A 25345-nucleotide genomic window follows, 5' to 3' on the forward strand; every position below is an offset into this window, starting at 1 on the left:
TCGAATGAAAGATGCGAGGCAGTTATGACCTTTACCAGTGAAACCTTGCCGGCGGATCACAAAGCGGCAATCCGTCAGTTGAAACGTGAGTTACGCGCGCAGATCGGCGACGTGCAGGCGGTGTTCGACAAGCTCAGCGACAGCATTGCCACCCGCGTGGCGGAAATTAACGCCCTTAAAAATAAAGGTGAATCCGTCTGGCCGGTGATTCCGTTTAACGATGTGAAAAACAGCACGATTACCGACGCACAGCGCGAGGCCGTTAAGCGTCGCGGCTGCGCGGTGATTAAAGGTCACTTCCCGCGCGAGCAGGCGCTGGCGTGGGATCAGTCGATGCTCGACTACCTCGATCTGAACAAGTTTGACGAGGTGTACAAAGGGCCAGGCGATAACTTCTTCGGCACCCTGACCGCCTCCCGTCCGGAGATTTACCCGATCTACTGGTCGCAGGCGCAAATGCAGGCGCGCCAGAGCGAAGAAATGGCGCAGGTGCAGTCGTTCCTGAACCGCTTATGGACGTTCGAGAGCAACGGCAAGCAGTGGTTCGACCCGGACGTGAGCGTGATTTACCCGGATCGTATCCGCCGCCGTCCGCCGGGAACCACCTCGAAAGGGCTGGGCGCGCATACCGACTCCGGCGCGCTGGAGCGCTGGCTGCTGCCGGCTTACCAGCAGGTTTTCGCCCGCGTGTTTGACGGCAACGTCGAGAAATACGATCCGTGGAACGCCGCGCACCGTACCGAAGTGGAAGAGTATACCGTCGATAACACCACCAAATGCTCGGTGTTCCGCACCTTCCAGGGCTGGACGGCGCTGTCGGACATGATCCCCGGCCAGGGGCTGCTGCACGTGGTGCCGATCCCGGAAGCAATGGCGTACATTCTGCTGCGTCCGCTGCTGGACGACGTGCCGGAGGACGAGTTGTGCGGCGTGGCGCCGGGGCGCGTGCTGCCGGTTTCCGAGAAGTGGCACCCGCTGCTTATCGAGGCGCTGACCAGCATTCCTGCGCTGGAGGCGGGTGATTCGGTGTGGTGGCACTGCGATGTGATCCACTCCGTCGCGCCGGTGGAAGATCAGCAGGGCTGGGGCAACGTGATGTACATCCCCGCCGCACCGATGTGCGAGAAGAACCTCGCCTACGCGAAGAAGGTCAAGGAAGCGCTGGAGACCGGCGCGTCGCCGGGAGACTTCCCGCGCGAGGATTATGAAAAAACCTGGCAGGACCGCTTTACCGTGAACGATCTCAACATCCACGGCAAACGCGCGCTGGGCATGGTCTAGCTGTCGTACAGCCCTTCCCGCTCCACGGCGGTGCGTCGTTTCCCCTGACGTATCCGCCGTACCGATTCTCGCACGGCCAGCGTGCCGTTCAGCAGCAATGTGCCTACCGGCGCGTCCAGGCGCATGAGCCGCTGCTGGAGCATGTGTACCGCTTCCGTTCCCAGCTCATCGCGGGGAACATGCACGGCCGTTAATGGAACATCCTGAATCGCCGCCAGGTTAAAGCCGTCGATGCTCATCACAGAAACGTCCTGCGGCACGCGCAGGCCGTGGTTTTGTAATGCGCTGATGGTGCCCGCCGCCATAAAGTCGCCGCCAACCAGGAACGCCGTCGGCAGGTCTTTTCCCTGCTGCTGATTTAGCCAATCGCTCACCAGCTGCTCCGTCTCTCTGGCGCTGAAGCTCGGCACCACCAGCAGATCGCGCTTGTCGTTGAACGCCAGGTTGTGGGACTGCCACGCGTCGCGGATCCCCGACAGGCGCAGCTCCATCGTGTAGCGACGCAGGCACAGCACGTTCATCACCTCGCGGTGTCCCATCTCGAACAGGTACTCCGCCGCCCGCTCGCCGATGGCGCGGTGATCCGGCGCAACGGCAGGCAGGCGCATGTGCCGGTCGCGGCAGTTAATCAGCATGCAGGGTTTGCCCACGTCCACTGCCAGATCGTGGATATGCGGATCGTCAATACCGAGAAGAATGGCCGCCTGCGTATCCGGCTCGTTCATCCGCGCCAGAAACAGCTGGGCGTCGCTGTCGTTCTCCTCCAGCGCGCAGTAGCGCAACCGGACCTCGTGGGAGGCAAGCCCTTTGCTCACGCTCTGGATCACGCGGTAGTAAAAGATGTCGGACCGCTCGTCGAAGGCGCGCTGCGGGGCAAAAACCACCAGGCTGTTAAGCAGCAGACGCCCTGCCGCCATGCCGTCCATTACCCCCAGCTCGCGCGCGCACGCCAGCACCTTTGCACGCGCTTTTTCGCTGGTATTCGCTTTCCCCGCCAGCACCCGCGACACGGTGCTGATGGAGAGCTGCGTGCGGGCCGCGATTTCGGTGATTTTTAGCCTTTTGTCCATTTTGTGATCTGGCTCCATTTGCGAAATGAAAAAATTTTCATAGCGTGTTTGTCAGGAAATAACTGGCATGAATGCCATCATGCCAGAGTGTTTTCGTCGGTTATGAGAAATTTTGCACAAAATCCACTTTTGCCCACTCATTTTCTTCCTTAAGGTGAACTTGTCACACAGCTTCCATACTAGTTGTATAGCAACTTAAGCATTATAAGCGGATAGAAATCAAAGGCATAACAATCTGTGTGACACCTGAACCTCCGTCCCCTTACCGTCCGTCTTGTGGAGAGTAAAATGAGTCAGGACATCAATAACACCATTGCGACAAGCAAAACCCGTCGCGTCATCAAGAACCTGCGCTGGTACGTGCTGGTGCTGTTTTTGCTGGGCGTCACCGTTAACTACATCACCCGAAATTCCTTAGGTATTCTCGCTCCGGAGCTTAAAGAGAGCCTCGGGATCACCACCGAGCAATACTCCTGGATCGTCGGCGCGTTTCAGATCGCCTACACCATTTTCCAGCCCCTGTGCGGCTGGCTGATTGACGTTATCGGCCTGAAGATTGGCTTTATGGTCTGCGCCGGGATCTGGGCGCTGATGTGTATTTTCCACGCGGGCGCCGGAAGCTGGCTGCACCTGGCCATACTGCGCTTCTTTATGGGGGCTTCTGAGGCCGCCGCCACCCCGGCGAACGCCAAAACAATCGGCGAATGGTTCCCGAAATCAGAGCGTCCCGTTGCCGCCGGCTGGGCGGGCGTGGGCTTCTCCATCGGCGCAATGCTGGCTCCCCCTATCATCTACTTTGCTCACGCCTCGTTCGGCTGGCAGGGGGCGTTTATGTTTACCGGCGTGCTGGCGCTGCTGTGGGTGATCCTCTGGTGGGCGTTCTACCACAACCCCGAGCAGCACCCGAACCTGAGCAAGGACGAGCTGGCGTTTATCAAGCAGGATAACGAACCGGCGCCGGTCAAACTGCCTTTCCTGACCGCGCTGAAAACCGTTTCAAAAAACAAACGTTTCTACGGTATCGCCATTCCGGCCTTTATGGCAGAACCCGCCTGGGCGGTGCTGAGCTTCTGGGTGCCGCTGTACCTTGCCAAAGAGCACGGCATGGACCTGAAGCAGATTGCGATGTTTGCCTGGCTGCCGTTCCTCGCCGCCGACCTCGGCAGCGTGGCAAGCGGCTACCTGACGCGTCTGTACACCCGCCTGTTCGGCTGCTCCCGCGTGAACTCGGTTGTCGCCAGCTCCGTCACCGGCGCGTTCCTGATGATCTCGCTGGCCATCGTGGCCATTACCCGCGACCCGTATATCACCATCGTGCTGATCTCCATCGGCGGCTTCGGGCACCAGATCATCTCCTGCATGCTCAGCGCCCTGGTCGTGGAGTCGTTCGACAAAGGCCAGATGGCGACCGTCAACGGCATGCGCGGCTCGGCGGCGTGGATCGCCAGCTTCCTGTTCTCGCTGTTAATCGGTGTGACCGCCGACAAAATCGGCTTTAACCCGCTCTTTATCGCCATGGGCTTCTTTGACCTGATTGGCGCTCTCTTCCTGGTAGCATTTATTGCTGAACGTCGCGCGAAGCGCGCCTGATAGTGGATGTATTGCATATGAAAACCCTGAAAAACTGGACCCTTGATACGCAGTCGGCAAACCATCTGGAACTGCTGGTCGATAGCCAGCACCGCCTGTGCCTGTATGTGCTGGAAGAGAACCTGTTCCGCGTGCTGATCAAACGCAAGGGCGAGCTGGCGCTGGACCGCACCTGGAGCATCGCACCGGAAAAAGACGTGCCGTGGGAAGGTCGCCGTCGCGACGATATCAGCGGCTTCTCCTGCCCCGCCTGGACGCTGACGCAGCAGGAGGACACGTTAACGGTAGCAACCGAGCAGCTGCGCGTGACGGTCCACCAGCCGCTGTGGCTGGAGTGGCACTACCGCAATGACGCGGGCGAGTGGCAGCCGCTGGTCAACGACCGTCCCACCAGCGCCTACCTGCTGAACGCCCACGGCGACGGCGTGGCGCACTACCTCAGCCGCCGCAAGGACGAGCGTTTCTACGGCCTGGGCGAGAAAGCGGGCGATCTGCAGCGCAACGGTAAACGCTACGAGATGCGTAACCTCGACGCGATGGGATACAACGCCGCCAGCACCGATCCGCTGTACAAGCACATTCCGTTCACCCTCACCCGCCGCGACGACGTGAGCTACGGCCTGTTCTACGACAACCTGAGCAGCTGCTGGCTGGATCTGGGTAACGAGATCGATAACTACCACACCGCCTATCGCCGCTGGCAGGCGGAAGCGGGCGATATCGATTACTACCTCTTTACCGGCAGACGCGTGCTGGACGTCACTAAAGCCTTTGTTCGCCTGACCGGAAGAACGCTGTTCGGACCGAAATGGAGCCTGGGCTACAGCGGCTCAACCATGCACTACACCGACGCGCCGGACGCGCAGAATCAGCTGATGAACTTTATTCGCCTGTGCGAAGAGCACGCCATTCCGTGCGACTCGTTCCAGCTCTCCTCCGGCTATACCTCCATCAACGGCAAGCGCTACGTCTTCAACTGGAACTATGACAAGGTGCCGCAGCCGAAGGTGATGAGCCAGGCCTTCCACGACGCGGGACTGAAGCTTGCGGCAAACATCAAGCCGTGCCTGTTGCAGGACCATCCGCGCTACAGCGAAGTGGCGGAACGCGGTCTGTTCATTCGCGATTCAGAAACCGATGCACCCGAACGTTCCAGCTTCTGGGATGACGAAGGCTCACACCTCGACTTTACCAACCCGCAAACGGTGCAGTGGTGGCAGAACGGCGTCACCACGCAGCTGCTGGAGATGGGCATCGACTCCACCTGGAACGACAATAACGAATATGAAGTGTGGGACGGGGAAGCCCGCTGCTTTGGCTTCGGCAAGGAGATCGCCATCAAGCATATTCGCCCGGTGATGCCGCTGCTGATGATGCGCGCCTCGCTGGAAGCGCAGCAGCGCTATGCGCCGGAAAAGCGTCCGTATCTGATCTCCCGCTCCGGCTGCGCCGGGATGCAGCGCTACGTCCAGACCTGGAGCGGCGACAACCGCACCAACTGGGACACCCTGCGCTATAACATCCGCATGGGGCTGGGCATGAGCCTGTCCGGGCTGTTCAACGTCGGGCACGACGTCGGCGGTTTCTCCGGCGACAAGCCGGACGCCGAGCTGTTCGTGCGCTGGGTGCAGAACGGCGTGATGCACCCGCGCTTTACCATTCACTCGTGGAACGATGACCACACGGTGAACGAGCCGTGGATGTATCCGGGCGTCACGCCTGCCATTCGCGGCGCGATTGAGCTGCGCTACCGCCTGCTGCCGTATCTCTACACCCTGCTCTGGCAGGCGCACGCCGACGACGAGCCGATGCTGCGCCCGACCTTCCTCGACCACGAGCACGATGCGCAAACCTTCAAAGAGTGCGACGACTTCCTGCTGGGCCGCGACCTGCTGGTCGCCAGCGTCGTCGAAGCCGGGCAGCGCGAGCGCCGCGTCTGGCTGCCGGATAACGAAACGGGCTGGTACGATTTTTACACCCACGCGTGGTATGCAGGCGGGCAATCCATCGTCCTCGATGCGCCGCTGGAAAAACTGCCGCTGCTGGTGCGCGCCGGGGCCGCTCTGCCGCTCAGCGAGCGCATCACGCATGTGAGTGCCGAAAAAGATACGACCCGCGAGCTGAAGCTGTTCCCGGTGAAAGGCGTGGGCACAACCTCGGGGCTGCTGTTTGAAGACGACGGTGAAAGCTGGGGCTACCTGAACGGCAATGCGCTGTGGGTGGAATGGGAGATGGTGTGCGATGGCGCAACCATCAACCTGAAGGTGAACGCGCGGGGGGATTATCGTCCGGCGTGGAAGGCGCTGAAGGTGTCATTACCGGCGGGGGAAAAACGTACGCTGCGGGTGAACGGGGTTGAAAGGAGTGAGTGGGTGCTCTGAACATTGCCGGGTGGCGGCTTCGCCTTACCCGGCCTACAAAGTCACCCGTAGGCCCGGTAAGCGAAGCGCCACCGGGCTTTTTTTTAGCCGTCGATACCTTTGCTGCGCAGGTAATCTTCGTAGTTACCGGTGAAGTCCACCACGCGCTCTGGCGTAATCTCGATCACGCGGGTTGCCAGCGAGCTGACGAACTCACGGTCGTGAGAGACGAAGATCAGGGTGCCCTGATACATCTCCAGCGCCATGTTCAGGGATTCGATCGATTCCATGTCCAGGTGGTTAGTCGGTTCGTCCATCACCAGGATGTTTGGTTTTTCCATCATCAGCTTGCCGAACAGCATGCGGCCTTTCTCGCCACCGGAGAGCACTTTAGCCGGCTTTTTGATGTCGTCCTGGCTGAACAGCAGACGGCCCAGGATGCTGCGCACCGCCTGCTCGTCGTCGCCTTCCTGCTTCCACTGGCTCATCCAGTCGAAGACGGTCAGGTCATTTTCGAATTCATACTCATGATCCTGCGCGTAGTAGCCAATCTGCGCGTTCTCGGACCATTTCACGGTGCCGTTGTCCGGCTGCAGTTCGCCGACCAGGGTTTTCAGCATGGTGGATTTACCCACGCCGTTGGCGCCCAGAATGGCAATCTTCTCGCCCACTTCCAGCAGCAGGTTGAAGTTTTTAAACAGCGGGCCTTCATCGAAGCCTTTGGTAAGGGCCTCCACTTCCAGCGCGTTACGGAACAGCTTCTTGTCCTGCTCGAAGCGGATGAACGGGTTCTGACGGCTCGAGGCTTTAACCTCTTCCAGCTTGATTTTGTCGATCTGACGCGCGCGCGAGGTCGCCTGACGCGACTTAGAGGCGTTAGCGCTGAAGCGGCTAACGAAGGACTGCAGGTCCGCAATCTGCGCTTTCTTCTTGGCGTTGTCCGCCAGCAGACGCTCGCGCGCCTGGGTGGCGGCGGTCATGTACTCGTCATAGTTGCCCGGATAGACGCGCAGCTCGCCGTAGTCCAGATCCGCCATGTGCGTACAGACCATGTTCAGGAAGTGACGGTCGTGCGAGATGATGATCATGGTGCTGTCGCGGTCGTTGAGCGTCTGCTCCAGCCAGCGGATGGTGTCGATGTCCAGGTTGTTCGTTGGTTCGTCGAGCAGCAGGATGTCCGGGTTAGAGAACAGCGCCTGAGCCAGCAGCACACGCAGCTTCCAGCCTGGCGCAACTTCGCTCATCGGGCCGTAATGCTGTTCGACCGGAATGCCGACGCCCAGCAGCAGCTCGCCCGCACGCGCTTCCGCAGAGTAACCGTCCATCTCGCCGTACTGCGTTTCCAGATCGGCCACTTTATAGCCGTCTTCTTCGCTCATTTCGGCCAGCGCGTAGATGCGATCGCGCTCCTGCTTCACTTCCCACAGCTCCGCGTGCCCCATGATCACGGTGTCCAGCACGGTGAACTCTTCGAAGGCGAACTGATCCTGACGCAGCTTACCGATACGCTCGTTCGGATCGAGCGAGACGTTGCCGAGGGTCGGCTCCAGATCGCCGCCGAGGATCTTCATGAAGGTGGATTTTCCGCTACCGTTGGCGCCAATCAGGCCGTAACGGTTGCCGCCGCCAAATTTGACGGAAATGTTTTCGAACAGCGGCTTACTGCCAAACTGCATAGTGACGTTGCTGGTAACTAACACGGGGAGATTCCTGCGAAAAGTGTGATAAACACGGCATTATGCCACAATTCCGAATTGAGATCCCGTGTTGCGGCAATCCACTAAACTTTGACAAAATCGAAAAAAATGTGATTTCGTACACATCTGAATTCCCTGTTAGCGGGAATGCACATATAATGCGCTCCCATCACAGATTCAGACTTATCAACTCATCGCCAGAATGGCTTAGATACCTCGCACAACATGAACATGAAATTAACAACGCTTTTTGCGGCGGCGTTAGCCGTAGTAGGTTTTTGTAAGACCGCGTCTGCGGTGACGTATCCCCTGCCGACCGACGGAAGCCGTCTGGTGGGTCAAAACCAGGTGGTGACGGTGCCTGAGGGTAACTCTCAGCCGCTGGAGTATTTCGCCGCACAGTACCAGCTGGGCCTGTCTAACATGCTGGAAGCGAACCCGGGCGTTGACCCGTATCTGCCAAAAGCAGGTACCGTGCTGAATATTCCTCAGCAGCTGATCCTGCCGGATACCGTTCATGAAGGTATCGTGATCAACAGCGCCGAAATGCGTCTGTATTACTACCCGAAAGGCACCAACACCGTTATCGTGCTGCCAATCGGTATCGGCCAGCTGGGCAAAGACACCCCGCTGAACTGGACCACCAAAGTTGAACGTAAGAAAGCGGGCCCAACCTGGACCCCTACCGCCAAAATGCACGCGGAATACATCGCTGCGGGCGAACCGCTGCCAGCCGTTGTGCCAGCCGGCCCGGATAACCCGATGGGTCTGTATGCTCTGTACATTGGTCGTCTGTATGCGATTCACGGCACCAACGCCAACTTCGGTATCGGTCTGCGCGTAAGCCACGGCTGCGTGCGTCTGCGTAACGACGACATCAAGTTCCTGTTCGAAAACGTGCCGGTCGGTACGCGCGTGCAGTTCATCAACGAACCGGTGAAAGCAACGTCTGAGCCAGACGGCAGCCGCTACATCGAAGTGCACAACCCGCTGTCCACCAGCGAAGATCAGATCAACAACAACGAGATCGTGCCGATTACGCTGAACAGCGCGGTGCAGTCCGTGACCTCTCAGCCTGACGTGGAAACCACCATCGTCGACCAGGCGATTCAGAACCGTTCTGGTATGCCGGTGCGTCTGAATTAATCACGCGCATTAAAAAAGCGGGCTTCAAGGCCCGCTTTTTTTATCCGTTATTCACGATAACAATCCCGCCGTGGTCGTACCGATAGTGGCAGTGGGCATACTCCAGCGCGGTGCCGTCCTCCAGATAAATCACCTGCTCCACTTCCAGCACCGGATCGGTCTGCTCGCAGACCAGATGCTCCCTGTCCAGCGCGCTGGGCTTAAGCGCCCGCACCACCCGATATGACCCCATAATTTTCAGCCCCAGGGTCTCCTGCACGTACTGGAACACCGAACCTTCAAGATGGCTTTTCGTCAGGCCCGGCACCAGATTCATCGGCATCACCGTGGAATCCAGCGACATGGGTTCGCCGTTTAATAAACGCAGACGAATAAAGTCATAGACGGGCGCATCGGCGTTAATCATCAGCGACGCCTGCTCTTTTTCGTTCGGGAAGCGCAGTTCAAAATGCACCACCTGGCTGGTAACCGTGCCCAGATGTTCCCAGGTTTTGGTGGCACCGAAATAGTCGCTGCCGGAGAGATCCCACTGCGAGAGCTGGAGGAAGTTTTTGCGGATGAACGTCCCTTGCCCCTGACGGGTGTAGACCAGCCCTTCGACGATCAGCTGGCGCATCGCCTGCTGGATGGTCATCCGGCTGGTGCAGAACTCCGCCGCCAGCGCAAACTGGTCCGGGAGCGGTTCATTGGCGGCGTACTGCTGGCTGATAATGCGTTTCTTGATTTCCCGCGCTATGGTGATGTACTTCGCCGCCATCGTCCTTCCTTACAGTTAGTTTTCTATCCCGCTGTTTTTCAACGCCACTCGCTCGGCAATCTTGAGGAAAGGCAGGTAGAAGAATACACCAAATACAATGATTGCCAACTGCACCACCACCGCCCGCCAGTCCCCTGCCGTCGCCAGCCAGGCGCTGAGAATCGGCGGCGTGGTCCACGGGATCATCACCACGCAGCGCGACATGAATCCCAGCGTGGTACAAAGCCAGGCGAAGTAAATGCCGATGGCGGGCAACAGCACAAACGGGATCATTAGCGGCAGGTTAAAGACAATCGGCAGGCCGAAGATCACCGGCTCGTTGATGTTGAATAAGCCCGGCGCCAGCGACAGACGCGCTACCTGCTTCGCCGACTGCTGTCGGGAGAAGATAAAGATGGCGATCAGCAGCGAGATCGTGCTGCCGGTTCCGCCCACCATGCCAAACGTCGGCACGAAGATGTTGTTGATGATGTGCGGAATGGGCTGGCCGTTGGCGAAGGCCAGCATGTTCTCGTTGGTGTTGATCAGCAGAAACGGCTCCAGCACCACGCTGTTGACCACCGACTGATGGATACCGAGCGTGAACAGAAAGTTGCCGAAGCTGTAGATGAAAATCGTCCCCGGCAGGCTGGTGTTGATCAGCCGCAGCGGCTGCTGGATAAAGGTCGTAATGAGATGGATCAGATCCGTGTGCAGCACGTTTGCCAGCACGGCCGCCAGCACCGCGAACAGGGAGAGCGTGAGGATCGTCGGGATCAGCGCGGTAAAGGATTTGCTGACCGCTGGGGGCACATTTTCCCCGAGCGATATGTGCAGCGCCTTCAGGCGCGAAATCGCGATAAACACTTCCGTTGAGAGCAGCCCAATCAGCACCCCGGCGAAAATCCCGGTGGAGCCGATATTGGCGAAGGTCAGCACCTGCGTGACGTTCACCGCGGCGTCGCTGCCAACGGGCGTAACCTGTAAGCGCATCGGCATCATGATGATAAAACTGCTGACGGCGATAACCACTGCCGAAACCGGGTTGTCGAAATCTTTGTTGCGCGCCAGTGACCAGGCGATCATCGGGGCCAGCAGCAGCGCGGCGATGTTAAGCGTGCCGTTGATAATCGCCTCGCCCCACACTTTGAAGTGTGCCAGCGTATCGCCGTGAAAAATCCACGGGAACACCACGTTGTTCACCAGCACCGCCAGGCCGGCGAGGATGAAAATCGGCATCACCGTGGCGAAGGCGTCGCGCAGGGAGCGCAGGTGCACTTGGTTTGCCAGGCGCGCCGAGAACTCGACAAACTTATCGACAAAGGACTGCATGTGCGGTGTGATTTTTGTTTCAGACATAGCGGAGTGTTCCCATCAATCAGTCACAAAAACGGCCCGGCAGCGTACGGCTTACATCTCGCGTCCGTTGGTATGGATAACCTGTTTTAACCACGCGTAGCTCTTCTTCGGCACGCGCCTGAGGTCTTTCAGGTCGTGGTTTTCCCGGTTGACGTAGACCACGCCGTAGCGCTTACGCATGTCGCCCTGGGAGCTGAGAATGTCGATTAACCCCCAGCCGAGGTAGCCCATGACCTCTGCCCCATCCTCGAAGATCGCCGCTTTCATCGCCTCGATGTGCGCCCGGTGATAGTCGATGCGGTAGGTATCCTCGATGGGGTTGACGCCATCCCAGGACTCAATCACGCCAATGCCGTTTTCAATCGGGAACACCGGCATGCGCCAGTCGTTGGCGTAGCGGGTAATGATGGTGCGAAAACCGAGCGGGTCGATCTGCCAGTTCCACTCGGTGGCTTTCAGGTAGGGGTTATTTTTCTCGCCGTGCAGCAGGTAATAGTTGACCGGCGTGCCTTCCGGGATCGCATCGCTGTCCAGCGTTTTGCTGGCGTAGTAGCTGAAGGCCATATAGTCGTTTCTGGTGCGCGCCAGCAGCGCTAAATCTTCGGCACGGTAGATATCACCAAAGCCTTCCTGCTCAACCACCGCCATCACCGCCGGGCTGTAGCCCTGCCCGGCAAAGACGCGCAGCAGGTTCTGGTTGAGGAACTCGTCATACTGCTGGGCGCAGAAGATATCGCGCGGTTTGCAGGTGGCCGGGTAAACCAGCTGGTGCGCCAGCATGCCGCCCATCAGCTGGCCCGGTTTCGTCTGGTGCAGATACTCGGTCAGCGCCATGTGCGCCACCATGGTATGGTGCTGCAGCTCGTACAGCTCGCGCAGGGTTTGATCGCCTTTCATGTAGCCAGAAATGCGGAATGCTTCCGGCATATGGAAGATGTTCTGCTCGTTGAAGGTCAGCCAGTACTTCACGCGGTCGCCAAAGCAGTCGATCATCTTTTTACCGTAGCGGATAAAGGCGTCCATTACGCGGCGGTCATTGAAGCCGTTGTACTCCTGCGCCAGCGCCAGCGGCATATCGAAGTGGTAAAGGCAGATCATCGGCTCAATACCGCGGGCGATGAGATCGTCAATAAAGCGGTCGTAAAACGCGATGCCCTCGTCGTTGAACGCGCCGTCACCCTGCGGACAGACGCGGCTCCAGGAGATCTGGAAGCGATAGCAGCTCATGCCCAGATCCTGCATCAGGTCGAAATCTTCCCGGTAGCGATGGTAGGAGTCGGTCGCGACTTTCCAGTCGGAGATGTTCTCCCCAGCTTCGCGAATGTCGTACACCGACATCCCCTTCCCGCCCTCGTTCCAGGCCCCTTCCGTCTGCATGCTCGATACCGAGTTGCCCCATAAAAAGTTGGCCGTCAGCTGATTGCTCATGTTTCCTCCCTATATGACTAGTCATTTAAAATTTCATGACTAGTCATATAGGCGAAGATGGCATGTCGATCAAAGCGGAGGATCGTTTTTTGTGAGGTAGGTTGGAAAGAAGACGCCGGGCAGGAAAAATGAATCGCGCAAACCCTGTTATTGAGGCCGGTGCGTTAGCCTATGCAAAATCACATTTCCCGATCGTGCCGCTGGCTGGCCTCATAAAATCACTATTAACTTAATGAGCACGAACCACGGCCCAGGCCGAAAAATAAAAATCTCAACCCTATCAAATGGAAAATGACGCTCATGAAGATATCTACTAGCCGTATCGCATTCGCTCTCAGCTTAGCGTTGCCATGCTCAATGACTCACGCGGCAACGGTGTATACGGGTGATAAGGTGCAAGGAGTGCCGGTTATCTCGACTCTGGATGTATCAGACCTGACAGCAGGACAACATCGCTTCATGTTCGAGGGGGTTGAGACAGGAACAGGACAGCGCTGGTATGTCCCCATCATGGTGGCAAAAGGGAAAACGGACGGGAAGAACGTTCTGCTGCAGGCGGGCGTCCACGGGGATGAGCTAAACGGAGTGCGCATCGTACAAAAAGTGATGGAACAACTGGACCCCGCAAAAATGAACGGCAGCGTTATTGGCATTATAGGTCCAAACCGTTCTGGACTTGAAAGGGTCTCCCGGACATGGTCCGTTTCAACCGATGGGGGCGAGACGATCGACTACAACCGCGTGCATCCAGGAAAAGAAACGGGTAACCCTGCCGAGCGTCAGGCATGGATGATGTGGAATAAGGTTTACAAGGGAAATGTCGACCTGGCGATTGACTATCACACCCAGTCTACCGGAACGGCTTATCCGCTGTTCATTTATGCCGACTACCGCAATGCGGATGCCCGGACGATTGCAGAACTTTTTCCGGCCGATCAAATTAAGAAAGATCCCGGCGAAGCCGGCTCAATGGAAACCACCTTTATTCAAAATGGTATCCCGGCGATAACGGCCGAGACGGGAGAGCCGAGGATTTACCAGCAGGATATGATTGCCAGGGGTGTAGAGGGTGCCCTCAATGTACTGATTCATTACAAGGTGATTGAAGGCAAAATCGGCGCAACCGCCAGCAGCAATAAAACGTATATTGGTAATGCGATCAGTTCAATACGAGCAACCACGGGTGGGTTTGCGGAAGTTTTCGTTAAACCCGGCGACACGGTCAAAGCAGGACAAGAGGTCGCCCTGCAGCGAAATGCATTCGGTGATGTTGTCGCGAAGTATTCAGCAGAGCGGGACGGCAAAGTACTGTCAGTTGGAACAGATGTCGTGAGAGAACCCCGAGCCCTGCTGGTAAGAATCCTTGAGCAAAACCCAGCGGCAACCTGCAAAGACGGTTGCTGATTCCCGCCACAGCCCATCGTTGAATCGGCAAAAGCGTGCTCAGTGAAATAAGCCGCTTTTGCCGATTTCTGTACCGATGGGCAAACAAATTTAAAAATTACCTGATGCGGAGAGTTACTGTTGCGCGAGCTGATTACGGCGATACTCCCCCTGCCGCTCCAGCATCCAGCCCGGATACTCGCGCGGCAGCGCGCTCACCGCATCCAGCTGTTTGAGCTCGTCTTCGCTTAAGCGGATCCCGGTGGCGGCAATGTTGTCGTCCAGCTGCTCAACGCGCTTCGCGCCAATGATGACGCTGGTCACCGCCTTCTGGTGCAGCAGCCACGCCAGCGCGATTTGCGCGACGGAGACGCCCTTGCTTTCGGCAATCACGCGCATCACGTCCACGCAGTCAAAGGCGCGCTCTTTGTTCACCGGCGGGAAGTCAAACTCCAGACGGCGGCTACCGGCTTCGCTCTGCCCGTCGCGGCCATATTTTCCGCTCAGCAGGCCGCCCGCCAGCGGGCTCCAGACCATCAGCCCGACGCCTTCGCTCTGCATCATGGGGACCAGCTCGCGCTCAAGATCGCGTCCGGCGATGGTGTAATACGCCTGAAGGGATGCGAAGCGCGCCAGCCCGAGGCGCTCGGAAATGCCCAGCGCTTTGGCAATCTGCCACGCCGCCCAGTTCGAGACGCCGATATAGCGCACGTGGCCGTGCTGCACCAGGTTATCCAGCGCATACAGCGTCTCTTCAATCGGCGTAGCCGGGTCGAAGCCGTGCAGCTGATAGAGATCGATATGATCGAGCTGCAGGCGGCGCAGGCTCTCCTTCACGCTGCTGATGATGTGATAGCGCGAGCTGCCGCGCGAGTTCACTCCTGCCGTTCCGGTTTCGCCGAACACTTTGGTGGCGACGACCACGTTCTCGCGCGGAACGTTCAGGTTTTTCAGCGCCTGGCCGAGGATCGCCTCCGAACGCCCTTCCGAATAAACATCCGCGGTGTCGATAAAGTTTATCCCGGCATCCAGCGCGCGGCCCACCAGCTGTTCTGCTTCGCTTTGCTGGAGCTGACCAATCTTGCCCCACATGCCGCCTTCACCGCCGAAGGTCATGGTGCCGAGGCAGAGTTCAGAAACGAACAGTCCGGTATTGCCCAGTTTTTGATAACGCATAACGCTTTCCTCGCATGTCGATTGGGTGTCTGTTAGTTATACCCGCCCCTCTGCCATCGCGAATGTGGCGTTCCTGTCCGTTTCTTGCCCAATCCTCTGAAAATTTATCCGCGCGGGGCGTCGCCAAAGACGCTGTAGTCCGGCAGCTGCACCTGCTGATACGGTTCCCAGCCGCCGCCGAGCGCCTTGTAGAGCGCCACCAGATCGAGCGCGCTTTGCACCTGCGCCTGCGCACGCTGCTGCTCGGCCTGCGCCAGCTGCCGCTGGGCGTCCAGCACGTCGATAAAGCTGGCGATCCCCTGCCGATAGCTGTCGCTCGCCAGGTCAAAGGCGTTTTGCAGGGCATCAATGGTTTTCGCCAGGCCCGCTTCACGCTGCTGGTCGGTGCGATAGCTCACCAGCGCATTTTCGACATCGCCGAGCGCGGTGAGCACCGTCTGCCGATAGTCCAGCACCGCGGCCCCCTGCTGCGCGCGCGCCACCTTCACGCTGGAAACCAGTCGACCGCCCTGGAAAATCGGAATGGAGACCTGCGGACCAAAGCTGTAGAAGTGGCTGCTCCAGTCGGTCAGCCAGTTGGTTTCACTGTTGCGCAGGCCAAACTGCCCGGAGAGGGTAAAACTCGGGAACAGCTGGGCCACCGACACGCCAATCTGCGCCGTGGCGGCATGAAGATTCGCCTCCGCTTCGCGCACGTCCGGACGGCGTCGCGCGAGCGTAGACGGAATGCCGGTTTGTACGATATCCGGCAATGCGGGCATCGGCTGCACGCTTTGTAACTCCGCATCGAGCGCACCCGGCGGCTTGCCAAGGAGGATCGCCAGGCCATTCATCGCCTGCCGCGCCTGCGCCTGGTACTGCGGCAGCTGCGCCTCCAGGTTACCCAGCTGTGCCCGCGCATTCTCCACGTCCATCTGCGGCGACAGCCCGCCGCGCTGGCGGCTCTCGGTCAGATCCAGCGTCTGCTGCGCGCTTTTAATCTGGGTGTTCAGCGTGGCGATAATACTCTGCGCCCCGCGCAGCTGGAGCCACGCGCGCGCCACTTCCGCCTCCAGCGACACCAGCGCGTCGTTACGCTGCTCGATAGCCGCTTTCTGCTGCGCTTCGGCGGCTTCCACCTGTCGGCGCACCTTGCCCCAGAGGTCAATTTCCCACTGGGCGTCGAAGCTGCCCTGGTAGAGGTTGATCGGCTGCGTCAGGGGGCCTAACGCACCCCGCAGCTCAGGATCGACATTATCCAGCTGGTCATACACGCCGTGGGATTTCAGCTCCCCTTCCAGCCCGAGCTGCTGGCGCGTCGCCTGCAGATTGCCGTTCACCGACGGGTAAAACGCCCCGCCCGCCTGGTTAATCTGCTCGCGCGCGCCGGCGATGCGCAGCACCGTCTGCTGCAGCGTCAGGTTTCCGGCGATGGCGCGCTCAACCAGGCTGTCGAGCTGCGGCGAGCCGAAGGTCTTCCACCAGCGCGGATTGGTCGCGGCGGAGGTCGTCTGCGATTTTACCCCGCTGTCGCCCTTATCGTTCCAGTGCGTCACGGCAGGCGGCGCGGGCGGCTGATAGTCCGGCCCGACGGCGCAGCCTGCCAGCAGCATCATTATCATCAGGGGGTGTAAACGTCTGTGTATCATCAATGTGCTCCTGCACTCCCCTCGCTCTTAACCGGCGAGAGCAACAAACAAAACGGAATCAGTAACAAGGCCACCGCGCTCAGAAGGGTGAAGACGTCGATGTAGGCCAAAAAGCGCGACTGCTCGATCATGGTCTGGTACAGGCGTCCGGTGGCAATCCCGGTGGGATCGCCCACCTGGGTCGTGAAGTTCTGGATCGCCTGGGCGCTTTCGCGTATTGCCTGCTGAAACTGTTCGTTAAACGGCGAGGCGTGGTACGCAAGGTGCGCGCTATGCGCCTGAGACCGTTCGGTGATGGCCGCCGTCGACAGCGAGATCCCGACCGAGCCCGCGACGTTACGGAACATAGTGAACAGCGCCGCCGCGTCGGCATTCAGCCGTCTTGGAATCGAAATAAAGGCAATGGTGGTCAGGGGCACAAACAGGAACCCCAGCCCCAGCGACTGGGCGCTGCGGAACAGCACCAGGGTTTCAAAGTCGATATCCGGGGTCAGCGTGCGCGACCAGAAGAACGACACCGCCAGGCAGGTAAAGCCAAAGGCGATAATCCAGCGCGTCTGCACCACCGGCATCAGCTTCAGCACCAGCGGGATCGTTAATACAATCAGCACCGCCCCCGGCGACAGCACCAGCCCGGACCAGGTGGCGGTATAGCCTAAATCCTGCTGCGCCAGCTGGGGGATCACCACGGAACTGCCGTACAAAATCATCGCCATCCCCGCCATCAGCAGGCTGGAAATCGCAAAGTTGCGGTCCTTCATGCAGTGCAGATCCACCACCGGTTTTTTGGCATACACCAGCCAGTAAATGGCACCGATAATGCCGATTAGCGTTAACACCGCGAAGGTACGGATAAAGTTCGAGTAGAACCAGTCCTCATCTTCTCCCCGGTCAAGCATCACCTGCAGGCAGCCAAGCCCTAAGGCGATCAGGCCGATCCCCGTCCAGTCGATGGTCAGCTTCTCTTTAGACTTGCTCTCCCACGGCGGATCTTCCAGCAACTGGTAGATCGCCAGCACCGTCACAATCCCCACCGGGATATTGATGAAGAACACCCAGCGCCAGGAGTAGTTGTCGGTGATCCAGCCCCCCAGCGTCGGGCCGAGGACCGGTGCAACGATAATCGCGATGGAGGAAAGGCCGAACGCTTTGCCCCTGTCCTCCGGCTTGAAGTAGTCGAGCAGTACCGACTGCTGCGTGGGCTGCAGCCCGCCGCCAAAAAAGCCCTGCATCACGCGGAACAGGATGATCTGCCACAGCTCGGTGGCGATGCCGCAGAGGAACGAGCAGACGGTGAACATGACGATGCAGATCAGGAAGAACTGCTTGCGGCCAAACACCCGGCTCAGAAACGCCGAGATGGGCAGCACGATGCCGTTCGCGACCAGGTAGCTGGTTAACACCCAGGTGGATTCGTCATAGCTGGACGAGAGCGAACCTGCAACGTGGGGCAGCGCCACGTTCACGATGGTGGTGTCCAGAATTTCCATAAACACCGCCAGGGTGACGACAATCGCCACCGCCCACGGATTGCTGGCGGGCTTCCAGCTGTCGTGGCTGTGATCCGTCATTCCACCGTCACCTTCGGCGCGACCGACAGCCCCAGCGGCAGCGGTTTGTTCGGATCGAGCCCCTTATCAATCACGATTTTCACCGGCACGCGCTGCACAATTTTGACAAAGTTACCGGTGGCATTTTCAGCCGGGAAGGCGGAGAAGCGCGAGCCGCTGCCCTGCTGGATACTGTCAACGTGGCCCTCAAGCGCCATATCCGGCCACGCGTCGACCGACACGGTGACCTTATCGCCGGGCTTCATGCGCTCAAGCTGGGACTCTTTGAAGTTCGCCACCACCCACACGTTCGGCGAAACCAGCGAGAACAGCGCCGTTCCCGCCTGCACCAGCGTACCGGGCTGCACGTTGCGTTTGGTGACAAAACCGTCGAACGGGGCGCGGACTTCGGTGTAAGAGAGGTTCAGATTGGCCGTTTCCAGCTGCGCTTTGGCCTGTTCGACCTGACGCTCGCGCGCTTCAACGTTGGTTTCCTGCTGGCGGATTTGCAGCTGTACCTGCTCTGCCACTTCCAGCTGCGCCTGGGCGCTGGCCAGCCCCGCCTGGGCGCTGCGCAGTTGCGCATTCGCGGAATCAATGCTTTGCTGGGTGGTTGCCCGCGGGTCGACGCCGCGCTGGCGACGGTACTCCGCCTGCGCGTTCGCCAGATCGGCCTGCGCTTTTAACACCTGCGCTTTGGCTTCGTCACGCTGGGCGGGATACTGCACTTTGGAGAGTGCGAGCTGCGCCTGAGCCTGATGCAGCTGCGCGATGGCCAGCCCAAGCTGGGCCTGGGCCTGATCGCGCTGCGCGGTGGTATCACGCGGATCGATAACCACCAGCAGATCGCCCTTTTTCACGCGCTGGTTATCGCGCACCCGCAGCTCGGTGACGTAGCCTGCCGTTTTCGGGGCAATCGTCACCACGTCGCCGTCGGTAAAGGCGTCGTCGGTCGTCTCTTCGTTACGGGTTAAAAACCACCAGACCAGCGCCACGACGACCATCACCACCACGACAATGCCGAGGATAATTAACGGTTTTTTGCCCGGGCGCTTACGCTCATTATTATTTTTTTCCTGCTCGTCAGCAGGTGGAGTTTGATCTTCAGCCATAGTTCAGCAACGGTCCTGTCAGTGAGCGGCATCACACTATGCCGTTCACTAAAGCTAGGACGTTGCTATACGTTTGCCAGGAAAAACTGACAAATTGCGCACTATATGAGAAGGAATATTCCGAAACCGATCGCCGCGGCCCAAACCAGCATCGGGATTGACCAGAGATGGAAGCGCCACCAGATGCGGCGATCGTTGGCCATGCGCAGGGCAATCAGGTTGGCCAGCGAGCCGGGCAGCAGCCCAAACCCGCCGATATTCACCGCCCAGGCCAGCAGCGTGTCCGGCGGAACATAGTTGAGCAGCAGAATGGTGGAAGGCACGTTGCTGATAAACTGCGACAGGCCAATCGCCGTCAGCCACAGTCCCGGCTGAGACAGCGTGCTGACGCTGTGGAGCACGTTTTGCAGCACCGGAAGCTGAATAAGCAGATGCACATCAATAAACATCACCATAAAGACCAGCAGCAGCGTCCAGTCCACGCTGACCAGCACGCGTCGCGCGAGGACGACAAAGCCCGCGGCGACAAGCAACACGCCCGCCACCTCATACTTCAGCTCCAGCGCGAACAGAAAGACGATATATAACCCGAGACAGCTCCAGACCAGACGCGGCTGCCACTGCGGGCCCGTGGTGCCGCTGTGGTACTGCAGTTTTTTATCCGGAAACGCAAACCAGCAGACCGCCAGCAGCGACAGCATCATCACCAGCGCCAGCGGCGCCATCTGCCAGGTAAAAGCGGCGAACGACAGCCCGGAACGGCCCCAGAGGAGGATATTTTGCGGGTTACCGATGGGCGTTAACAGAGAACCGGCGTTAACGGCGAGCGCTTCGAAGATGATCAGCCTGCTGACCGGGATCTCGCAAAGCTTACGCAGCGTGAGGGTGAGGGGCACGATGATAAACAGCGCCACGTCGTTGGTCAGAAACGTCGACAGCACCGCGGCGGAAAACACCATAAACAGGGACAACCTGCGCTCGGTGGCAAAGCGGCGCACCATTTTACGGCCCAGAACGTCAAAATAGCCGCTCAGCTCAACCCCTTTGGTGAGCATCATCAGGCCGCTCAAGGTAATGATGGTGCGCCAGTCAATGGCAGCGGGCCAGGCCTGCGGCGCAAACGGCACAAAGAGGCTTAACCCTGCGCCAATGAGTAATAAGAGATGGAAGAAACGATCGCGTGCCAGGGGCTGCAGTCCAGGGATTTTCATTCAGCGGAGGGACCATATTTAAGGGTAAATTCGCGAAACTTCACCAGCGTCTCTTCGCTGACGTGGTGTTCCATGCCTTCCGCATCCCGGCGGGCAATCTCCGGGCTGACGCCCAGCACCAGTAAAAAATTCTCGACAAGCTGGTGGCGCTCGCGGCTCTCCTGCGCGAGTTTCTCCCCTTCCGGCGTCAGAAAGACCCCGCGCCAGGGGATCATTTCAATTAGGCCCACGGAGGCGAGACGTTTTAACATTTTTGCGACAGTTGGCTGCGACACCCCCAGCCTGGCGGCCATATCGACCTGACGCGCTTCCCCGACCTCACGAATCAGATCGGAAATGAGTTCAACATAATCATCAATCAGTTCACGCCGGTGCGCTTCACGGACCTGGCGAAAACCTTCGACATGCTCTTCAACATTCACCAGTTGCGTCGTTTTTTTAATGGTTGGCTTACCTGCGCGACGGTTCATTGTACTTCCTCAGTGGGGTGACGCTTCCAGCGCCCGGTATCGAGAGCGCACATTGTAAACCATCCCTCCACAAGCACAAAAAATTAACGAAATAGCCATAGCTATACAATATAGCCTGTGCTATATCTGTATGTAATGCAGTCACCCTTCACGGATCGAAGGGATCAAAAATCAGGAGGTCTTATGAACGAATTCAAGAGGTGCATGACCGTGTTTACCCACTCCCCCTTTAAAGTGCGCTTAATGCTGCTGAACATGCTGTGCGATATGTTTAACGGCAAACCGCATCAGGATGATAAACCTTCCCACTAAGCGGCGTTGCGGTACGCCGCTTCATTTTCCCGTCACAATCTCGCTCTAAACTTGCTCCCAGCCGCCTTATTCCCGATCTTTTTTACGGATTTGCAATCCCCTTCGCAAAACATCTGCTTAGCAACTGTTGATATTATTTAGCGCTCGCACTATCTTCTTGCAGCCCTGCACAATTTGCGGCTCGCTGAAGCGGACCCTCATTCCCTCTCCACGCACTGTCAGGCAGGTTATGACCCTTGACGCCAGGGTGAGCACATGGCGTTTTCATCCATGATAGTGACCTATGAATGTAACCCTGATAGATACCGTTGTGACCCGCAGCCGGGCCTTAAGCCCGTGGACGGGTTTTTACTTTTTGCAGTCATTACTGATTAACTTTGCGCTGGGTTATCCCTTTAGTCTGCTCTACGCGGTGGCCTTCACCTGCATTCTGCATGTGCTATGGCGCGCCGCCCCGCGCGCGCAAAAAGCGTTAATCGGCATCTGTTCGCTGGTTGCGGCACTCTATTTCCCGTTTGGTCAGGCGTACGGCTCACCAAACTTTAATACCCTTCTGGCGCTGCACTCGACCAATATGGAAGAGTCGACGGAGATCCTGACGATCTTCCCGTGGTACAGCTACGTGGTCGGGCTCTTTATCTTCGCATTGGGCGTTATCGCCATTCGTCGTCAGCCGGGCGAGAAAAAATCCTGGGGTAAGATCGAAATACTCTGTCTGGTGTTCAGCATTGCCGTGGCGTTTGTCGCCCCCATCCAGAACATTCCCTGGGACGGTAAGCTAAGGCTCACCAATATCGGCTACCCGGTTTTCCGCTTCGTGAAAGACGTCGTTGTAAATAACAAAGAGGTTCTCGACGAACAGGCCCGCATGGCTGAGCTTTCCAATATGAAAGATACCTGGAACGTGCTGGCCGTGAAGCCGAAATATCACACCTATGTGGTGGTGATTGGTGAAAGCGCGCGTCGCGATGCAATGGGCGCGTTTGGCGGCCACTGGGATAACACCCCGTTTGCCAGTTCGGTCAAAGGCACCCTGTTTACCGATTATGTCGCGGCCAGCGGCTCGACGCAGAAATCACTCGGTCTGACCCTTAACCGGGTGGTGGATGGCAAACCGCAGTATCAGGATAACTTCGTCACCCTGGCAAACCGCGCGGGTTTTCAGACGTGGTGGTTCTCTAATCAGGGGCAAATTGGCGAATACGATACGGCGATTGCCAGCATCGCCAAACGGGCTGACGAAGTGCAGTTCCTGAAAAATGGCGACTTTGAAGCTGACAAAAACACTAAAGACGAAGCGCTGCTGAAAATGACGGCGCAGGTCTTCGCCACCCCGCGCACCCAGCCGCAGCTGATCGTCCTGCACCTCATGGGGTCGCACCCACAGGCCTGCGATCGGACAGGCGGAAAGTACGCGGAGTTTGTGCAGTCCAAAGAGACCTCCTGCTATCTCTACACCATGACGCAAACCGACGACCTGCTGAGCAAGCTGTACGATCAGCTGCGCAATACGGGCGACAGCTTCTCCATGGTCTATTTCTCGGATCACGGGCTGGCGTTTAAAGAGCGCGGTAAAGAGGTGCAGTATCTGGCGCACGATGACAAGTTCCAGCAGAACTTCCAGGTGCCGTTTATGGTGCTGTCGAGTGACGATAAAACGCATCGCGTCATTAAAGCACGCCGTTCAGCAAATGATTTCCTGCAGTTTTTCTCGCAGTGGACGGGGATTACCGCCGGGCAGATAAAAAACGCTTACCCGTTTGTCTCTAACAAGAAAGCTCCCCCAGTGTACGTTACCAACTTCAAGTTACAGAAAGTTGACTACAACCATCTGGGTACGGATATTTTTGATATTAAGAATAAGTAATTGCCGTCTCGTGCGGACCGATGCCCTCACCCTGGCCCTCTCCCACGGGGAGAGGGAGCAAACACTAAAAACGGCAACCTCAGGTTGCCGTTTTGCTTTTATCTTCGACAAAAAAAATCCGCCACAGTGGGCGGATTTTTTATTTAATCACCGAAGTGATTAGAAGCGGTAACCTACGCCCGCGATCCAGGTGCCAACGTCAACGTTGCGGATACGGCTCTGCTCATAGGAGAAGTCCAGAGCAACGTCCTGGATTGGGTTGAACTGCAGGCCTGCGCCATAGGAGAAGCCGTAGTCGCTGTTGCTTGCAGTGCGGTTCAGACCTTCGTTTTCGGTCTGCTGGAATTTACCGTAGCCAACACCTACAACACCGTAGATGCTTGCCCAGTCGTTCAGACGGTAAGCTGGACCAGCAGTGATACCGTAGTACTGGCCTTTGTTGTATGCGCCGTTTTCAGAACGATCTTTCTCGGTGTAGGTGAAAGAACCGATCACGCCCAGTGGGTTGTTATCCTGCTCGTAACGATACTTCAGGTTGAAACCGTTAGCTTTGTTCATCACGCCCTGATAGTCGCTCTGAGCGTAACCACCAGTAACAGTAGAAGTAGCAGCTACAGCGGTACCTGCGGAAACAGCCAGTACAGCGGCCAGTGCTGAAAGACATGCAATTTTTTTCATAACCACCTCAAATGTGATCCAAGTAAGTCCGTAAGTTTTAAATATATCAAAAAAATTTGCGAAACTCTTTGTGATTCGTGATGTCTAATGAAACCTTTCCTGTAACAGAACGTTTCCAGCGTAAGCTATCTCTTTCAAATCACATGCAATTTTCACTACTAAATGCGCATAGTGCGCGTCTGCGCCGTTACATTCATCCAGATTATTCCTAATCTGACAGGCGATAAATCCACCAGCGCTTATCCATTTTACGGATTTCACCTGCTTTTTTTTCAACAGCGCCTCAACCGTCGCCGCATATTTCCTTTACACTGCAACCTTTACCTCATTTGACATAAGCTGACAGGAGAAAGGATGCCTGGGTTATCCCGCACGTCGTCGGTCTGGTTGCCGGTTGCAGTCATACTCATTGCCATGTTGTCCATTCAAAGCGGCGCCTCGCTGGCAAAATCGCTTTTTCCACTGGTTGGCGCGCCCGGGGTGACCGCCCTGCGTATTGTTCTGGGCACGGCGATACTGGTGGTCATTTTTAAACCGTGGCGACTGCGCTTTAAAAAGGAGCAGCGTTTACCGCTGCTGTTTTATGGACTCTCCCTGGGGGCGATGAACTACCTGTTCTACCTCTCCATCCAGACGATACCGCTGGGTATTGCCGTCGCGCTGGAGTTTACCGGCCCGCTGGCGGTGGCGCTGTTCTCCTCCCGACGTCCGGTCGATTTTATCTGGGTTGTGTTGGCCGTACTGGGCTTATGGTTCCTGCTGCCGCTGGGCCAGAGTGTTTCTGAGATTGACCTGACGGGCGCAGCGCTGGCGCTGGGCGCAGGTGCCTGCTGGGCTGTCTATATCCTCACCGGCCAGCGCGCAGGGGAAGAGCACGGACCGGCAACGGTGGCGCTGGGTTCCCTGATTGCGGCCATCGTGTTTGTGCCCATCGGCATGGCGCAGGCGACAGAATCGATCTGGCAATGGTCCGTCATGCCCATCGGGCTGGCGGTTGCGATTCTCTCTACCGCACTCCCCTACTCTCTGGAGATGATTGCCCTTACGCGTCTGCCGACGCGCATATTTGGCACCCTGATGAGCATGGAGCCTGCGCTTGCAGCCATTTCCGGGATGGTGTTTCTCGGTGAAACCCTGACATTGACCCAGACGCTGGCGCTCTGCTCGATTATCGCGGCATCAATGGGATCGACGCTCACCATGCGCCCCGAACCTAAAGTTGAGAAAGTGGATATCAACTAAGGCCATATATTCTGCATGGCTTCCACGCCATGCAGAATAAAGGCCAAAA

The 25345-nt window shown here is 57.8% G+C and carries 20 protein-coding genes; 8 read left to right on the top strand and 12 right to left on the bottom strand.

Annotated features, from left to right (window positions below; genetic code table 11):
* Positions 1-24 precede the first annotated feature (24 nt).
* Positions 25-1281 carry a DUF1479 domain-containing protein gene (locus N6P30_RS05660; RefSeq protein ID WP_023292932.1) on the top strand — a complete coding sequence of 419 codons (1257 nt, stop codon included), beginning with the start codon at positions 25-27 and terminating at the stop codon, positions 1279-1281.
* Here the strand turns inward: N6P30_RS05660 and N6P30_RS05665 are convergent.
* The gene (locus tag N6P30_RS05665; RefSeq protein WP_023292933.1) at positions 1278-2351 is read right to left on the bottom strand and encodes a LacI family DNA-binding transcriptional regulator; all 1074 of its coding nucleotides are present in this window, start codon (positions 2349-2351) and stop codon (positions 1278-1280) included. The genes N6P30_RS05660 and N6P30_RS05665 overlap by 4 nt on opposite strands.
* A gap of 288 nt (positions 2352-2639) precedes the next feature.
* Between N6P30_RS05665 and N6P30_RS05670 the strand changes: the two genes are divergently transcribed.
* Together N6P30_RS05670 and N6P30_RS05675 are read left to right on the top strand one after the other, a co-directional pair.
* Positions 2640-3941 (top strand): MFS transporter, encoded by a 1302-nt coding sequence (locus N6P30_RS05670; RefSeq protein WP_008501189.1) that lies wholly within the window; start codon positions 2640-2642, stop codon positions 3939-3941.
* 17 nt (positions 3942-3958) lie between these two features.
* On the top strand, positions 3959-6322 hold the full coding sequence (locus N6P30_RS05675; protein WP_023292934.1) for a TIM-barrel domain-containing protein: 2364 nt from the start codon (positions 3959-3961) through the stop codon (positions 6320-6322).
* A gap of 83 nt (positions 6323-6405) precedes the next feature.
* Here N6P30_RS05675 and N6P30_RS05680 read toward each other — a convergent pair whose 3' ends face one another.
* On the bottom strand, positions 6406-8001 hold the full coding sequence (locus tag N6P30_RS05680) for an ABC-F family ATPase (protein WP_008501187.1): 1596 nt from the start codon (positions 7999-8001) through the stop codon (positions 6406-6408).
* A gap of 222 nt (positions 8002-8223) precedes the next feature.
* On the opposite strand from N6P30_RS05680, the gene ldtB reads away from it, so the two are divergent.
* On the top strand, positions 8224-9144 hold the full coding sequence (ldtB, locus tag N6P30_RS05685; RefSeq protein ID WP_008501186.1) for a L,D-transpeptidase: 921 nt from the start codon (positions 8224-8226) through the stop codon (positions 9142-9144).
* Positions 9145-9184: 40 nt separating this feature from the next.
* On the opposite strand, the gene N6P30_RS05690 is transcribed toward ldtB, so the two are convergent.
* Genes N6P30_RS05690 through N6P30_RS05700 form a run of 3 tightly spaced genes read right to left on the bottom strand, consistent with a single transcriptional unit; the run spans position 9185 to position 12667 of the window.
* A complete protein-coding gene (locus N6P30_RS05690) occupies positions 9185-9901 on the bottom strand; it encodes a GntR family transcriptional regulator (protein ID WP_023292936.1) in 717 nt (238 codons plus the stop codon).
* Between the two features lie 15 nt (positions 9902-9916).
* A complete protein-coding gene (locus N6P30_RS05695; protein WP_023292937.1) occupies positions 9917-11239 on the bottom strand; it encodes a PTS sugar transporter subunit IIC in 1323 nt (440 codons plus the stop codon).
* Positions 11240-11290: 51 nt separating this feature from the next.
* Entirely contained in the window at positions 11291-12667 is a 1377-nt protein-coding gene (locus tag N6P30_RS05700) for a glycoside hydrolase family 1 protein (protein ID WP_023292938.1), read from the bottom strand.
* Positions 12668-12967: 300 nt separating this feature from the next.
* Between N6P30_RS05700 and N6P30_RS05705 the strand changes: the two genes are divergently transcribed.
* Positions 12968-14071, top strand: coding sequence for a succinylglutamate desuccinylase/aspartoacylase family protein (locus N6P30_RS05705; protein ID WP_008501182.1), 1104 nt, complete (start codon positions 12968-12970; stop codon positions 14069-14071).
* Positions 14072-14185: 114 nt separating this feature from the next.
* On the opposite strand, the gene N6P30_RS05710 is transcribed toward N6P30_RS05705, so the two are convergent.
* The 6 genes from N6P30_RS05710 to mntR form a co-directional block, all read right to left on the bottom strand.
* On the bottom strand, positions 14186-15226 hold the full coding sequence (locus N6P30_RS05710; protein ID WP_023292940.1) for an aldo/keto reductase: 1041 nt from the start codon (positions 15224-15226) through the stop codon (positions 14186-14188).
* Between the two features lie 104 nt (positions 15227-15330).
* On the bottom strand, positions 15331-16854 hold the full coding sequence (locus tag N6P30_RS05715; RefSeq protein ID WP_023292941.1) for an efflux transporter outer membrane subunit: 1524 nt from the start codon (positions 16852-16854) through the stop codon (positions 15331-15333).
* A complete protein-coding gene (locus tag N6P30_RS05720) occupies positions 16854-18425 on the bottom strand; it encodes a DHA2 family efflux MFS transporter permease subunit (protein ID WP_008501179.1) in 1572 nt (523 codons plus the stop codon). The genes N6P30_RS05715 and N6P30_RS05720 overlap by 1 nt, the downstream gene beginning before the upstream one ends.
* Positions 18422-19516 (bottom strand): HlyD family secretion protein, encoded by a 1095-nt coding sequence (locus N6P30_RS05725; RefSeq protein ID WP_023292942.1) that lies wholly within the window; start codon positions 19514-19516, stop codon positions 18422-18424. The genes N6P30_RS05720 and N6P30_RS05725 overlap by 4 nt, the downstream gene beginning before the upstream one ends.
* A 101-nt stretch (positions 19517-19617) precedes the next feature.
* Positions 19618-20727 (bottom strand): anion transporter, encoded by a 1110-nt coding sequence (locus tag N6P30_RS05730; protein WP_023292943.1) that lies wholly within the window; start codon positions 20725-20727, stop codon positions 19618-19620.
* Positions 20724-21197 carry a manganese-binding transcriptional regulator MntR gene (gene mntR, locus N6P30_RS05735; protein WP_008501176.1) on the bottom strand — a complete coding sequence of 158 codons (474 nt, stop codon included), beginning with the start codon at positions 21195-21197 and terminating at the stop codon, positions 20724-20726. The genes N6P30_RS05730 and mntR overlap by 4 nt, the downstream gene beginning before the upstream one ends.
* Positions 21198-21380: 183 nt before the next feature.
* Between mntR and mntS the strand changes: the two genes are divergently transcribed.
* Positions 21381-21509: a manganase accumulation protein MntS gene (gene mntS, locus N6P30_RS05740; RefSeq protein ID WP_008501175.1), complete on the top strand. Its 129-nt coding sequence runs from the start codon at positions 21381-21383 to the stop codon at positions 21507-21509.
* 283 nt (positions 21510-21792) lie between these two features.
* Positions 21793-23376, top strand: a complete 1584-nt coding sequence (locus N6P30_RS05745; protein WP_023292944.1) for a phosphoethanolamine transferase — start codon at positions 21793-21795, stop codon at positions 23374-23376.
* A gap of 159 nt (positions 23377-23535) precedes the next feature.
* On the opposite strand, the gene ompX is transcribed toward N6P30_RS05745, so the two are convergent.
* Positions 23536-24054 (bottom strand): outer membrane protein OmpX, encoded by a 519-nt coding sequence (gene ompX / locus N6P30_RS05750; protein WP_008501173.1) that lies wholly within the window; start codon positions 24052-24054, stop codon positions 23536-23538.
* A 354-nt stretch (positions 24055-24408) separates the two neighbouring features.
* Here ompX and rhtA point away from each other — a divergent pair, with 354 nt between their 5' ends.
* The gene (gene rhtA / locus N6P30_RS05755) at positions 24409-25296 is read left to right on the top strand and encodes a threonine/homoserine exporter RhtA (protein WP_008501172.1); all 888 of its coding nucleotides are present in this window, start codon (positions 24409-24411) and stop codon (positions 25294-25296) included.
* Positions 25297-25345: the final 49 nt, after the last annotated feature.

Source organism: Enterobacter sp. PL1 (assembly GCF_945957325.1).
Taxonomy (GTDB): Bacteria; Pseudomonadota; Gammaproteobacteria; order Enterobacterales; family Enterobacteriaceae; genus Enterobacter; species Enterobacter roggenkampii.